General features: G+C 74.0%; 8 protein-coding genes. All 8 read right to left on the bottom strand.

The features are described 5' to 3' along the window. Nucleotides 1-114: 114 nt before the first annotated feature. The gene (locus Sm713_RS09500) at nucleotides 115-1,269 is read right to left on the bottom strand and encodes an ABC transporter ATP-binding protein (RefSeq protein WP_212909203.1); all 1,155 of its coding nucleotides are present in this window, start codon (nucleotides 1,267-1,269) and stop codon (nucleotides 115-117) included. After that, a complete protein-coding gene (locus Sm713_RS09505) occupies nucleotides 1,266-2,438 on the bottom strand; it encodes an ABC transporter ATP-binding protein (protein WP_212909204.1) in 1,173 nt (390 codons plus the stop codon). Before Sm713_RS09505 ends, Sm713_RS09500 begins: the two co-directional genes overlap by 4 nt. Next, nucleotides 2,435-3,379 (bottom strand): ABC transporter permease, encoded by a 945-nt coding sequence (locus Sm713_RS09510; RefSeq protein WP_212909205.1) that lies wholly within the window; start codon nucleotides 3,377-3,379, stop codon nucleotides 2,435-2,437. The genes Sm713_RS09505 and Sm713_RS09510 overlap by 4 nt, the downstream gene beginning before the upstream one ends. Further along, complete coding sequence (locus Sm713_RS09515; protein WP_212909206.1) at nucleotides 3,376-4,458, bottom strand: ABC transporter permease; 1,083 nt, start codon at nucleotides 4,456-4,458, stop codon at nucleotides 3,376-3,378. The genes Sm713_RS09510 and Sm713_RS09515 overlap by 4 nt, the downstream gene beginning before the upstream one ends. An 87-nt stretch (nucleotides 4,459-4,545) precedes the next feature. Beyond that, nucleotides 4,546-6,474, bottom strand: a complete 1,929-nt coding sequence (locus Sm713_RS09520; RefSeq protein ID WP_212909207.1) for an ABC transporter substrate-binding protein — start codon at nucleotides 6,472-6,474, stop codon at nucleotides 4,546-4,548. A 482-nt stretch (nucleotides 6,475-6,956) separates the two neighbouring features. After that, complete coding sequence (locus tag Sm713_RS09525; RefSeq protein WP_249416192.1) at nucleotides 6,957-10,730, bottom strand: SCO5717 family growth-regulating ATPase; 3,774 nt, start codon at nucleotides 10,728-10,730, stop codon at nucleotides 6,957-6,959. Nucleotides 10,731-11,133: 403 nt separating this feature from the next. Beyond that, nucleotides 11,134-11,991: a hypothetical protein gene (locus tag Sm713_RS09530; RefSeq protein WP_374195973.1), complete on the bottom strand. Its 858-nt coding sequence runs from the start codon at nucleotides 11,989-11,991 to the stop codon at nucleotides 11,134-11,136. Beyond that, a complete protein-coding gene (gene eccE / locus Sm713_RS09535; RefSeq protein ID WP_249416193.1) occupies nucleotides 11,991-13,328 on the bottom strand; it encodes a type VII secretion protein EccE in 1,338 nt (445 codons plus the stop codon). The genes Sm713_RS09530 and eccE overlap by 1 nt, the downstream gene beginning before the upstream one ends. Between the last annotated feature and the right edge of the window lie 8 nt (nucleotides 13,329-13,336).

Genomic DNA, 13,336 nt, shown 5'->3' on the forward strand with positions numbered 1-13,336 from the left:
GTGTCGATGTGCGGCTCCGCCGCGTGGGCGCGACAAGCCACGACTGGGGGCACCTCCCACGCCCTTCAGGCGGTGGGGGACGTCAGATCGTCACCGGCCTGAAGGGGCCGCGCCCTACGACCGGGTCCGGGCGGCAGCCCAGTGGCACGCCACCTGGGGCGCCCCGGAACCGTTGAGCACCGGAAGGTCCTCGGTGCGGCACGCGTCGGCCACCCCGGCCCGCAGGGCCGCCCCGCTCGCCAGGACCTGGCACCGTGCGTGGAACCGGCACCCACCCGGCACCCGCGAGGGGTCCGGGGGCTCCCCGGTGAGTACGACCTCCTCGCCGTCCGCCTCCGGCAGCACCGACAGCAGCGCCTGCGTGTACGGGTGCTGGGGCGCCGTCAGCACCTGCTCCACGGGACCCGTCTCCACGATGCGGCCCAGGTACATCACGGCCACCCGGTCGGCGATGTTCCAGGCGAGGCCGAGGTCGTGGGTGACCACGAGCGCGGCGAGCCCCAGTTCGTCACGGAGCTTCAGGAGGAGTGCGAGGATCTCGCCGCGCACCGAGGCGTCCAGCGACGCCACCGGCTCGTCGGCGACGATCAGCTCCGGCTCCAGTACCAGCGCACCGGCGATCACCACCCGCTGCCGCTGCCCGCCGGACAGCTCGTGCGGGTACCGCAGGAAGAACCGCTCCGGCGGCCGCAGCCCGGCCCGCGCCAGCGCGTCCGCGACCGCGCTGCTCTCGTCCGGGAACCTCCCCGTCGTGCCGTGGATCCTGAGCCCCTCGGCCACCGCGTCGTAGACCGTGTGCCGGGGGTTGAGCGAGCCGGTGGGGTCCTGGAGGACAAGCTGGACACGCCTGCGGTACCTCTTGAGCGCCGCCGACGTGTAGTCGAGCGGCTTCCCGGCGAACGTCACCCGGCCGGACGTGGGCCGCTCAAGGCCGAGCAGCGAGCGGGCCAGCGTCGTCTTGCCGCAGCCGGACTCGCCGACCAGGGCCACGATCTCGCCGGGCGTGATGTCGAGGTCCACCCCGTCCACGGCGCGGGCCGGAGCCGCCCCGTGCCGGCCGGGGAAGGCGACGTGCAGATCGGCGGCGCCCAGCAGCGGCGCGGCGGCCGTGCCCGCGGGTCCGCCGGAGCCGGACGCGCCCGCTTCGGGTGCGGCCGTCTCGGGCGCCCCGGTCCCGGAGAGGTCGGCAGGACCGTCGCCCGCGGTGGACGTCGAGGCACCCGCCGCGTCCAGGGAGTCGGCCGGGCCGGGGGAGCCGGAGGTCGTCATGGTGTGCTGCTCCTCGCTTCTTCCTGCGCGTCACCCGGGGACCCGCCGCCGTCAGGCGCCGCATCGGCCTCCGAGCCGCTCTCCGGCGCCGTCTCACCGGACGCGGTGTCATCCTCCGCCGCCGCGCCCGGCGCACCGTCACCCGCGGCCGCTCCGCCCTCCACATGCACGCACGCCGCCGACCGGCCCGCCCCCGCGTCCCGCAGGGGCTGGTCGTCGACCGCGCAGGAGTCCAGCGCCACCGGGCAGCGGGGATGGAACGTGCAGCCGGACGGCAGCGCCGCCGGGTCCGGCGGGTCGCCGGGCAGCCCGCGCGGGGCGAACCGCGACGAGGCGTCGCCGATGCGCGGGAACGCCGACGACAGCGCCTGCCCGTACGGGTGCCGCGCGTCCTCGTAGACCTGCCGGGCCGGGCCCTCCTCGACCACCCGGCCGGCGTACATCACGGCGAGCCGGTCGCAGGTGTCGGCGAGCACCGCCAGGTCGTGGCTGATCATGATCAGGCCGATGTCCTGCTCCGCGACGAGCCGTTCGATCAGCCGCAGGATCTGAGCCTGGATCATCACGTCGAGCGCGGTGGTCGGTTCGTCGGCGATGATCAGCCGGGGGTCGCAGGCCAGCGCCATGGCGATCATCACCCGCTGCCGCTGCCCGCCGGACAGCTCGTGCGGGTAGGCGTCGGCGCGGGCCGCGGGCAGCCCGACGTGTTCCAGCAGTTCGCGGGCCCGGCGCTTGGCCGCGGTCGGAGTGGCCTGCTTGTGCAGCAGGATCGGCTCGGCGATCTGGTCGCCGATGCGGTGGACCGCGTTCAGCGAGTGCATGGCGCCCTGGAAGACCATCGAGGCCCCCGCCCAGCGCACCGCCCGCACCCGGCCCCACCGCATGGCGAGCACGTCCTCGCCGTCCAGCAGGACCTGCCCCGTCACGCGAGTGCCCGCGGGCAGCAGCCGCAGCAGCGCCATCGCCAGCGTGGACTTGCCGCAGCCGGACTCGCCCGCGATGCCGAGCTTGTGCCCGGCCGCCACGGAGAGGTTCACGCCCCGCACGGCCGCGGCCCCGCCCGGGTACGTCACGTGGAGGTCCCGCACGTCCAGCAGGGTGCCGTCCGCGCCGGCGGACCCCGTGTCGCGCCGCTCGCCGGCGGTGCCGGTCGCGTTGGTGCCGGTCATCGGGCCACCCCCAGCTTGGGGTTGAGAACGGATTCCACGGCGCGGCCGCACAGCGTGAACGCCAGCGCGACGGCGGCGATCCCCAGGCCCGGCGGCACCAGGTACCACCAGTGGCCGGAGCTGACGGCCCCGGCCTCGCGCGCGTCCTGCAGCAGGCCGCCCCAGGAGGTGGTGGTCGGATCGCCCAGGCCCAGGAAGGCGAGCGTGGCCTCGGAGAGGATCGCGGTGGAGATGCCGAGGGTGGTCTGCGCCAGCACCAGCGGCATCACGTTCGGCAGCACATGGCGGGACATGATGTGCCAGTGCCCGCCGCCCAGCGCCTTGGCCCGCTCGATGTAGGGGCGGGACTCCACGGCGAGGGTCTGGGCGCGCACCAGGCGCGCGGTGGTCGGCCAGGTCGTCACGCCGATCGCCAGGATGATGGTGCTCAGCGACCGGGACATCACGGTCGCGAGCGCGATGGCGAGCACCAGCGTCGGCATGACGAGGAACCAGTCGGTGACCCGCATGATCACGGTGGCGTACCAGCCGCGGAAGTGGCCCGCGGTGATGCCGACCAGCGCCCCGATCGCCACCGAGAGCACCGCCGCGAGCAGACCCACCAGCAGCGAGACCCGCGAGCCCCACAGCACGAGTCCGAACAGGTCGCGCCCGTACTGGTCGGTGCCGAACCAGAACTGCCCGCTCGGCCCCTCCATCGGCTTGCCGGGCGCCCCGGTGACGCTCTGCACGTCGGAGCCGATGGTCAGCGGTGCGGTCAGCGCGACCACGGCGAAGACCACCAGCGCGGCAAGCCCGACGATGCCCGCGCGATGGGTGCGGTACTGCGCCCAGAAGCGGGCCGCGGAGCGCCGCCGCCGCTGCCACGCCAGCGCCCGGGGGCTCCGGGACGCGGGTGGCGCCGGGTCGGGCGGCGCGGTGGTGGTCGTCTCGGTCGTCATCGGCCCACCCGGGGATCGAGCAGCGGATAGATCAGGTCGGCGAGGGTGTTCATCAGGATCACGGCCGCCGAGAACACCAGGAAGCAGCCCTGCACCAGCGGCAGGTCCGGCACGCTCAGCGCCTCGTAGAACAGCCCGCCGAGGCCGGGCCAGGAGAACACGGTCTCGACGAGGACGGTGCCCGCCACCACCCGGCCGAGGTTGACGAAGATCAGCGTCATCGTCGGCAGCATCGCGTTGGGCACGGCGTGCCTGCGGCGCACCATGTCGTCCCTCAGGCCCTTGGCGCGGGCCGTCGTCAGGTAGTCGCTGCCCATCTCGTCGAGCACCGCCGACCGGGTGACGAGCAGCGTCTCGCCGTACTGCACCGCCACCAGGGTGATCACGGGCAGGATCATGTGGTGCACGACGTCGATGACGTGCCCGAAGCCCTGCGCGCTGCCCGACTCCATGCCCCCGGTGGGGAAGAGGCCCGGGATCGGGCCCATGCCGACCGAGAACACGATGATCAGCATCAGCCCGAGCCAGAACGACGGCACGGAGAACAGCGTCAGCGCGAGACCCGTGTGGAACCGGTCCCCGGCCCCGCCGCTGCGCCAGGCCGTCCGGGTGCCGAGGGCCACGCCGATCAGCGAGTACAGGATGAACGCGGTGCCCGTGAGCAGCACCGTGTTCGGCAGCGCTTCCGAGATCTTGTCGATCACGGGGGTGTTGAACTGGTACGAGGTGCCCAGGTCGCCGGTGAGGGCCTTGCCGCAGTAGTCCGTGAACTGCTGCCACAGCGGCAGGTCGAGACCGAACTCCCGGCGGTAGGCCGCCAGCTGCTCGGCCGAGACCTGCCGGCCGCCGGTCATGAACTTGACGGGGTCGCCCGGGATCAGCCGGAAGAGGAAGAACCCGGTCACCAGGACGGCGAGCAGCGAGACGGCGGCGCCGACCAGCTTGCCCGCGACATAGCGTAGATATCCGGCGGTGCCTCGTGCACGCAGGCCGCGGGCCGGCGGCCCGGCCTGGGCCGGACCGCCTTCCGCCACGTCCGCCGTGCCCCCGGCGAGCGCCGGGGTGCTCTCAGATGCCATTCGGTCTTCTCCCGGGACCCGGTCTGACGGCCCCCTGTGTCGCGTCGTCCATGACGTTACGCGCGCCGTGGCGCGCGGGCCCGCCGGCTACTCACGGTCCTCGGCGGTGGAGCGCCGGCGCATCCAGAAGAACACCCCGGCCCCGGCGACGACGACCACGGCCACCACGACACCGATGACCACACCGGTGGATCCCGACCCGCCCGAGGAGTCCGAGGAGTCCGCCGGCGTCGCCGACCACCAGCTCCAGTAGCCGTCCTGGCCGTAGATGTTGCCGGCCCCGGCGGGCATGGTGGTGATCGACTTGATCTGGTCGGTGCGGTAGGCCTCCATGGCGTTCGGGTACGCCATGACGTTCATGTACCCGGTGTCGTACAGCCGCGACTCCATCTGCTTGACCAGATCGGCCCGCTTGGCCGGGTCGTACTCGGCGAGCTGCTTGGCGTACAGGTCGTCGTACTTCTTGTCGCAGATGAAGTTGTCGGTGGCGCCGGTGTCCTTCGGAGTGGCCGGGAGGGCGGCGCAGGTGTGTATCGACAGGACGAAGTCGGGGTCGGGGTTGACCGACCAGCCGTCGAACGCCAGGTCGTAGTCACCGGCCAGCCAGGGGTCGGTCACGTTGTCGAGGCAGTCGACGGTGAGCCCGATGCCGAGCTTGCCGTACCACTCCTTGAGGTACTTGCCGACGGCCTTGTCCTGCGGGTCCGTGGCGTGGCACAGGATGCGGTAGTTCAGCGGCTTGCCGTCCTTGCCGACCCGGTTGCCGGCGGAGTTCTTCTTGTACCCTGCCTGGTCGAGGAGCTGGCCCGCCTTCTGCGGGTCGTAGACCATCTCCTGGCTGGTGGTCGGCTTCCAGTAGTACGTCGAGAAGCGCGGCGGGATGTAGCCCTCGCCGTCCACGGCGTGTCCCTGGAAGACCTTGTCGATGAGCGTCTTGCGGTCGACGGCCATGAAGAGGGCGTGCCGGACCCGCTCGTCCAGCAGCGACGGGTCGCCGTTGCCGAACTTCTTGCCGTCCTTCGACCGGGCGCCCGGGTTCGTGGCCAGCGCGTAGAAGCGGCGGCCGGGGGCGTCGTTCACCTTGACGTTCGGGACGCTCTTGAGGGAGGCCGACTGGGCGGGCGTCAGGTTCTGGACGAACGACACCTCGCCCTTCTGGAGGGCGGCGACGGCGGCGTCGTTGTCCTTGTAGTACTTGAAGACGAGGTTGTCGAACTTGGGCGCGCCCCGCCAGAAGTCCTTGTTGGCCTTGAGCTTCACGTAGCTGTCGGCCTTGTAGTCGGTGACGGTGAAGGGGCCGTCGCCGACGATCGGGAACTTCTGGTCGTTGTTGAACTTGGTGAAGTCCTTGACGTTCTGCCAGACGTGCTTGGGCACGATCGGGACGTCGATGGCCTCCATCGTGGACTGCGGCTTCTTCAGCGTGATGACGAGCTTGGTGGGGCTCGCCGCGGTCGCCGACTTGAAGTTGCCGACGTACGAGCCGTTGGCGGTGGCGGCGCCGGTGTCCGTCATCATCTTGGTGTACGTCCAGGCCGCGTCCTCGGCGGTGACCGGCTTGCCGTCCGACCACTTGGCGTCCTTGCGGATGGTGTACGTCCAGGTCAGCTTGTCCGCGGACGGCTTCCAGCTGGTCGCGAGGCCCGGGATGGCGTGCGCGTCCTTGGCGTCGTAGTCGGTCAGGTACTCGTACTGCAACCGGAGGATGCTGGTGCTGACCAGGCGCACCGCGAGGAAGGGGCTCAGCGAGTCGACGCTCTGGGCGACCGCCACCGTGAGGGTCTTGCCGCCGCCGTCTGCCGCCGCGGCCTGCTGGGGCGCGGGGTTCAGCGGTGTGGCCAGCGCCGCCGTCAGTGCCAGGGCGCCGGCGCCGGCCGCGGCCGCCAGCCGGTGCCGGGCGCGGAAGCCGCGCCGGGCCAGGGCTGCCGCCGATGTGGTGGGCACGGGACCGAACGGGCGCCCGCCGTCCGAGTGCCGACCGGGCGAGCGCCGGCCGTTGTTCTCGAGTCTGTCCATGAGTCGCTGACCTCGCCTTGTCGCTCGCGCAGAGATGGCCTTCTTGATCATGGTGCGCCAGCTGGGTTGATGAGTGTGTTTATCAGCGCGGGTCTGCGCGAGTCAACGCTTGGTTGACCCCATGTGGCCTGCGGAAATCACGAGTTGGACGGGATTTGCCACCCATTGGTCAAGACCGGTGAAAACGACCTGGCCAGCGCCTGGCGGTCGACCTGTCCCCTGGTCCGGGCCATGGGTCGGTTTCGTGTTACGGCGGTGTAGACAATCGGGCGGTCCGGGAGGTTGCGGTCACCCGGGCGGCGCGTACGCCGGGCGGGTGCATCCGAACGCGCCGGTGCCCCGGCCGTGCTCACGGTGGCACGGACCGGGGCACCGGATGCTCCCGTCGCGACGGTCTCGCGTGGCCCCTTGCGGCGGCCTGCGCAACCCCTTGCGGCAGCCTCGCGTGTCGCCTTGCCGTGGCCTCGCGGGGCCCGGTTCGCCTACTGGCCGGCTCCCTGCGGAGGCTGCTGGGTCCAGCCCTGCGGCACGCCCGGACCGGGTGCGCCGGGCTGCTGGGGCAGGGCGGCTCCCTGGGGCGGGGGCATGCCGGGGCCCGGAGCGCCGGGGTGGGGCGGCCCCGGTTGGGGCGTGCCCGGTTGCGGGGGGCCCTGCGTGTAGCCGTAGCCGGGCTGCTGCCAGTGGCCCTGTTGCTGCCAGTCGCCCTGGCCGGGGGCCTGCTGGCCCGGCATCGGGGGCGCCACCTGCGGCGGCGGGTTCCCGTCCGCCGTCCACAGGCCGTGGGCCTGCTGGTGCCGCACGAAGTCCTCGGCCACCAGCGCCGCCAGGTTGAAGTACGCCTCGCGCACCTTGGGCCGCATCATGTCGAGGTCCACCTCGGCGCCGGCCGAGAGGTGCTCGTCGAAGGGGACGACGATCACGCCCCGGCAGCGGGTCTCGAAGTGGCTGACGATGTCCTCGACCTTGATCATCTTGCCGGTCTCGCGGACGCCGGAGATCACCGTGAGCGACCTTGAGACCAGGTCGGCATACCCGTGCGCGGAGAGCCAGTCGAGGGTCGTGGAGGCGCTGCTCGCCCCGTCCACGGACGGCGTGGAGATGATGATGAGCTGGTCCGCCAGGTCCAGCACGCCCCGCATGGCGCTGTAGAGCAGGCCGGTGCCGGAGTCCGTGAGGATGATCGGGTACTGCCGGCCGAGCACGTCGATGGCCCGCCGGTAGTCCTCGTCGTTGAAGGTCGTGGAGACCGCGGGGTCGACGTCGTTCGCGATGATCTCCAGGCCGGAGGCGGCCTGCGACGTGAAGCGCCGGATGTCCATGTACGTGTTGAGGTACGGGATCGCCTGCACCAGGTCGCGGATGGTGGCCCCGGTCTCGCGGCGCACCCGGCGGCCCAGCGTTCCGGCGTCCGGGTTGGCGTCGATGGCGAGGATCTTGTCCTGCCGCTCGATGGCCAGCGTCGAGCCGAGCGCCGTGGTGGTGGTCGTCTTGCCGACACCGCCCTTGAGGCTGATGACCGCGATCCGGTAGCACGACAGCACCGGGGTGCGGATCAGCTCCAGCTTGCGCGCCCGCTCGGCCTCCTCCTTCTTGCCGCCGAGCTTGAACCGCGAGCCGCCCGCCACGGGCCGCCCGCTCTTCGCCTTCTGCCGCTTGGCGTTGACCAGCCGGTCCGAGGACAGCTCCACCGCGGCGGTGTAGCCGAGCGGGGCGCCCGGGTTGGTGGGCTGCCGCTGGTCGTGCTGCACCGCCTGCGGGTACGCCGCACCGGGGTCCTGGGGGCCGGGCTGTCCGGGCATCCCCGGGTGTCCGGGGGCACCCGGTGCACCTGGGGCACCGGGCTGGCCCGGAGGCTGCTGGCCGGGGTGGGGCGGGGCGCCGGCCGGGCCGCCCCGGCCTTGTGCGTACGGGGTGCCGGGAGCCCCCGGGGCACCGGGCGCTCCGGGTCCGCCGTGCGCACCGGGTCCGGCCGGCGCTCCGGGCGGGAACGCGGCGGGCTGGCCCACGGGCGGCTGCTGGTAAACGGGGGCGCCGGGACCCTGGGGCGGAACGGGGCCCTGGCCGCCGGGTGCCCCCGGCTGGGGCGCCGGAGCCGGGCTCCTCGGGTCCTGCACCCCGGGCCCCTGCGGGAAGCCGTAGCCGTCTTGCTGACCGGGCGTCTGGGGTGTGGGGCCGCCCTGCTGGGGGAAGCCGTAGCCGCTCTGCTGGCCGGGCGGCGGGGGCGTGGGACCACCCTGTTGCGGGAAGCCGTAACCACCCTGCTGGCCGGGGGCCGGCGGGGTCGCGGGGCCCGGCTGCTGCGGGAACCCGTAGCCGCCCGGTGCCGGGGCCGGCTGCGGTGCCCCCGGCGCCTGCCCGGACTCGGGTGCGCCGGGCTGCGGGAAGCCGTAGCCGCCGGGCGGGGTCTGCGCGGGCGGGGGAGTGGGCCCGCCCTGTTGGGGGAAGCCGTAGCCGCTCTGCTGGCCGGGCGTCTGGGGTGTGGGGCCGGTCTGCTGGGGGAAGCCGTAGCCGCCTTGCTGACCAGCCGTCGGGGGAGTGGGGCCACCCTGGTGCGGGAAGCCGTAGCCGCCCTGCTGCCCCTCCGGGGGCGTGGGCGGTCCGCCGGGCGTGGAGTTGGGCCAGGCCGGCGGCGCGGGCTGCTGCGCGCCCGGTGCCTGCCCGGCGGGTGGCGTCTGGGCCCCGGGCCGGCCGGGCTCCTGCGGCGTCGCGGACCACTGGTCCGCGGCGGCCGGCGCGGCGAGTTCGAAGGAGGGCGGCAGCGGCGGCAGCCCGCCCTGCTGCCCCGGCAGCGGAGTCCAGGGAGCGGGCCGGCCCTGGGCGGCGTCCGCGCCGGGCCCCGCGGCGCCGCCGGGCGCCGTGCCCTGCTCGCGTCCGGCGCTCGGGGGCGCGACGCTGCCCTGGACACCACCGTCCGTGCCACCGTCCGCGGTGCTCTCCGCGCCGGCCGCACCGGTCGCGACCTCCCCGGAGTGCGCCCCGGTGTTCGAGATGTCCTGGCCTCCGGTGCCGTCGTCCGCGTCCGGACGCGCCCCGCCCGTGCCCGTGCCGTCGCCGTGCGGGACCGCGACGGAGCCCGTGCCGCTGCCGGTGCTGCCGTGGTCCGTGCCGGACTGCGCGCCGGTGTCCGAGGTCCCGCCGGCACCGCCTTCCGGGCCAGTGGACCAGGGCGAGCTGCCCCCGGAGGAGTCGCCGTCCGACGAGGACGGCTCGCCGGAGCGTGCGGTGCCCCCCGGCGGGGTGGCAGGGGTGTTGACGCCCTGGCTGGAGCCGAGGGACGTGCGCGGATAGTCGGGATCCGTCTCGGGCGGCCAGACGATCGGGGAGCCCTGGGAGGAGGAAGGGCCGGCGGAATGCGTGGAGCCCGAGGTGCCCGGAGAGCCGGGCGAGTCCTGGCCGCCCGACGTGGTGGTGCCACCCGCGGGCGTGCCCGTGGTGCCGGTGCCGCTGCCCGGTTCGCTCGTGGCGTCCGCGCCCGTTCCGGAGGCATCTCCGTCGCCGCTGCCGCCGGCCTTGGCGGAGGCGCTGTGCTGGGTGGCCAGTTGGGCCAGCTCACGCTTGAGCGCCGCCGAGGAGATCCGCATCGTGCTGTGGCTCTCCACGTCGTCACCGCCCGCGGTGTCCCAGGAGGAGCCCTCCTGGCCGCCGGCCGCGCCCGTGCCGCCCTCGCCCGGGGTGCTGCCCGTGCCGTAACCGGAACCGGGGGAACCCGCCCCGTACGCCGTGCCCCCGGCGGGGCTCTCGTACGCCGTGCCCGAGCCGTAGGCGCTCCCCGGGCCCGTACCGTATCCGCCGCTCTGCTGTGCCCCGGTGCCGTGCCCGGCGGAGTCGCCCCAGGGGCTCGCGGGCGCCCCGGGCGCGGAGCCGGAACCGGAGTCGTATCCCGTGCCGCCGGGCGGGGTGGTCCCCGGCCCGTATCCCGAGCCGGGCGCCGGGTAGCCGTAGCCGGACGGTGCCGCCGTGCCCTGGCCGGGGGTTCCGCCCCCCGCCCCCCACTGCGGATCGACCGGGGCGCCGCCGGGCGCCGGAGGCTGCGCCGAGCCGGCCGGTGGAGCCGGTGTCGCTCCCGGCGGTGTGGGTGACGACCCCGGAGCCGACGACGCGTCCTGCGAGCTCGGCGACGCGTTCTGCGTGTACCAGGCGGGCGGGGCGTAGTCGATGGTGAACTCTCCCGTCGCCTCGAAGGCGGACTCGGCGTCGGACTGGTCATCGTCGGGTGACTCCCAGCCCCCGCGGATACCGTCCCGATCGCTGCTCACAATTCCTCCTGGTGTGGTCGAACACCCTCGTACCGTTCTGGGGCGACCGTCTCCGCCGACCTCAACTGCCGTGTATCCGACGGCACCAGCTGTCCGCGTCCTCGAAGCCGTGTGCACCTGTCCGCGACCCTGACGACCGCGGTCGTTCGACACCGTGCCGGACCGTTGCGGTCCGGGCGGCACTCCCCCTGGAACACCCTTACCCACTCGCTCACGGACCGTCCGGCCCGCGGGCGCGCCGAGGGTGCCCCAAGACCCAGCCTAATCACCACGGCGGCCCATACGGCAGGCCCGTCGGCCACCCCGTCGCCGGGGCGGCGCACCGCACCGCGCCCGAATGCGCCCGGGTGCTTCCCAACGCGCCCGGGAAATGCCCCCAAACGCCGAGCAAGGGAGGAAATCCCTACGTCCGGTCCATCCGGCGGGGCATACCCAACAATCCGGTCTCGGCGTCGGTGGCCTGCGTCATCACGTACTGGCGGTCCCGGCCCGCACACCAAAGGGTGACACCGTCGGCGAGCGTCGGCAGCGACTCGACGTCCGCGACGGGCAGCGTCAGCAGCCGGCCGAGCTTGCTGGACTCGTCCGGCGACAGCCGCTGGACGCCCACCAGCCGCGTCTGCCGCATCAACCGGGGCGCGACCGGGCTCAGATAGGGCAGCAGCGTCAGCACCGACTGCCAGGGCCCGGACACCACGCGGCCGCGCGGCGGCTGCATCCCGCAGTCCCGCACCACCAGCACCGGGCTGCCCGCCGACGGGCCGAGCGGCGGTACCCGCCCGACGTCGTGCAGGGTGATGATCTGCTGCGCACCGCCCGCGGCGTGCGCGAGCGCCGTCCAGTCGCCGGCGCGGCCGGTCTCGACGGCGACCCGCGCACCCGTCGCCGCGGCCCGCAGCGCCAGCACCTGGGCGGTCCACAGGCCGCCGATCAGCAGGATGTCGTAGGGCGTCGGGCGGTGCAGCCCGAGCACCGCGGGGCGGGACTGCGCGTCCACCCCTATGACCACGCCGTCGTCCCCGACGGGCAGCGCCAGCGTGTCCACGTCCTCCGCGGAGACGGCATGGCGGCCGTTCCGCGGGCCTATCAGGCCGAATCCGGCGCGCAGCCGGCCACGGAAGTCGGCCCCCTGCCCGGCGGGCATGCCCTGCGCCGCGGCTCCCAGAGGCGCGTCGCCGCCCCAGTGCCCCGGCTGGCCCGCCGGGGCGGTCGTCACCGGAGCGCCCATGCCGCCCTGCGCGGGCGGAGTCGTCATGGCCATCAGCGGGTGCCTCCCAGCGGCATGGTGGCGAGCACACCGGGGAGCTGCTCGCGGTCGAGCCGTACCAGTCCCGTCCGGGTGTGCCGCGCGGCCTGCTGAAGGCGGCGCCGGGCGGCGGTGAGCTCGGTGTCGCCGCGGCCGGTCACGCGCACAAAGCCACGGACCGTCATCTCGTGGTGCTCACCACGGCTCAGGGTGATGCTGAACGTGGTGGCCAGCGCGGGTATCGCCGTGATCAGCGCGACGAGCTGCGGCAGCGACCCGGCCGAGCCGCCCAGCTGCGGCCAGCGCCGCACCCAGTACGTCGTGTGCCTGCGGTTGTCGCAGCGCCAGGTGCGGCTGGTCTCCTCGGTCCTGCGCTGCGGGGCCTCCGCCCGGCCTGCCTGGGCCGTCACCATCGGGTTGGCGCACGCGGAGGTGGCGATCGCCGCGGCCAGCTCCTCCTCCGTGAGGAGCGTGGCGCGGAAACCGGCGCCGGTCAGGCGGCTCGCGAGCTGGTCCGCCGCGCGCACCACGCACTTCTGTGCGCCGGTGATCCCGCCGCCGCGCGCCGCCACCGCCTCCGGGCAGAGCTCCGGGTCGAGCTTCAGCGCGATCCACGTGATGCGCACCGCGGGCGCGCCCGTCTGGGCCTGCAGCGGCGCGTAGTTGCTGACCGCCACGGACTCCTGCGGAAGGTGCAGCGCGGGCGCGGGCTGCGTGTGCAGCACCACCTGGGCGGACTCCAGATGGATGTCGTCGACGTCCATGGCCTCCCGCACCAGCTTCAGGGGCAGCGGACGCCGGTCGCGCTCGTTGCGCAGCGCCGTGGCGTCGGACTCGACCTGGAGGACGGCCGTCAGGAACGTGCCGTCGCCGACCATGCCGACCGTGTGGCGGTCCTTGCCGCCGTACGCGTAGATCCGCAGCGCGGGGTCGCACTCCACGGCGGGCGCGAAGCCGGGCTCGGTGCCGGGCGGTATGGCCGTGTTCTTCGCCCGGCGCTTTCGAGCGCGCAACCCGCGTGCGGTGGTGAGCCATTCGGGCAGCGAACGGCCGCGGCGGCGCGCCACGGCGAGCAGCACCAGGACCGCGGCGATCACGACACCGGGCACCAACATGAGGGCGCCCGCCACCCACGCGCCCAGCAGCACGGCCATCGCCAGCTCCAGCAGCACCATCTGCTGCAACCGGAAGGAGATGAACTGCCCCGAGCGGTTCGTGAGCCGGAAGGCGGCGGGGGTGGAGGACGCGGAGGCCGGGGGCGCCGCGGCGGGCCGTGGCCCGCGTCCGGGCCCTGAGCCCCGCGCCGCGGACCGGCTCCTCGACCGCGGTCGAGCCGGCGTAGCGGAAGTCACTGCGTCAA

Source organism: Streptomyces sp. TS71-3, assembly GCF_018327685.1.
Classification (GTDB): domain Bacteria; phylum Actinomycetota; class Actinomycetes; order Streptomycetales; family Streptomycetaceae; genus Streptomyces.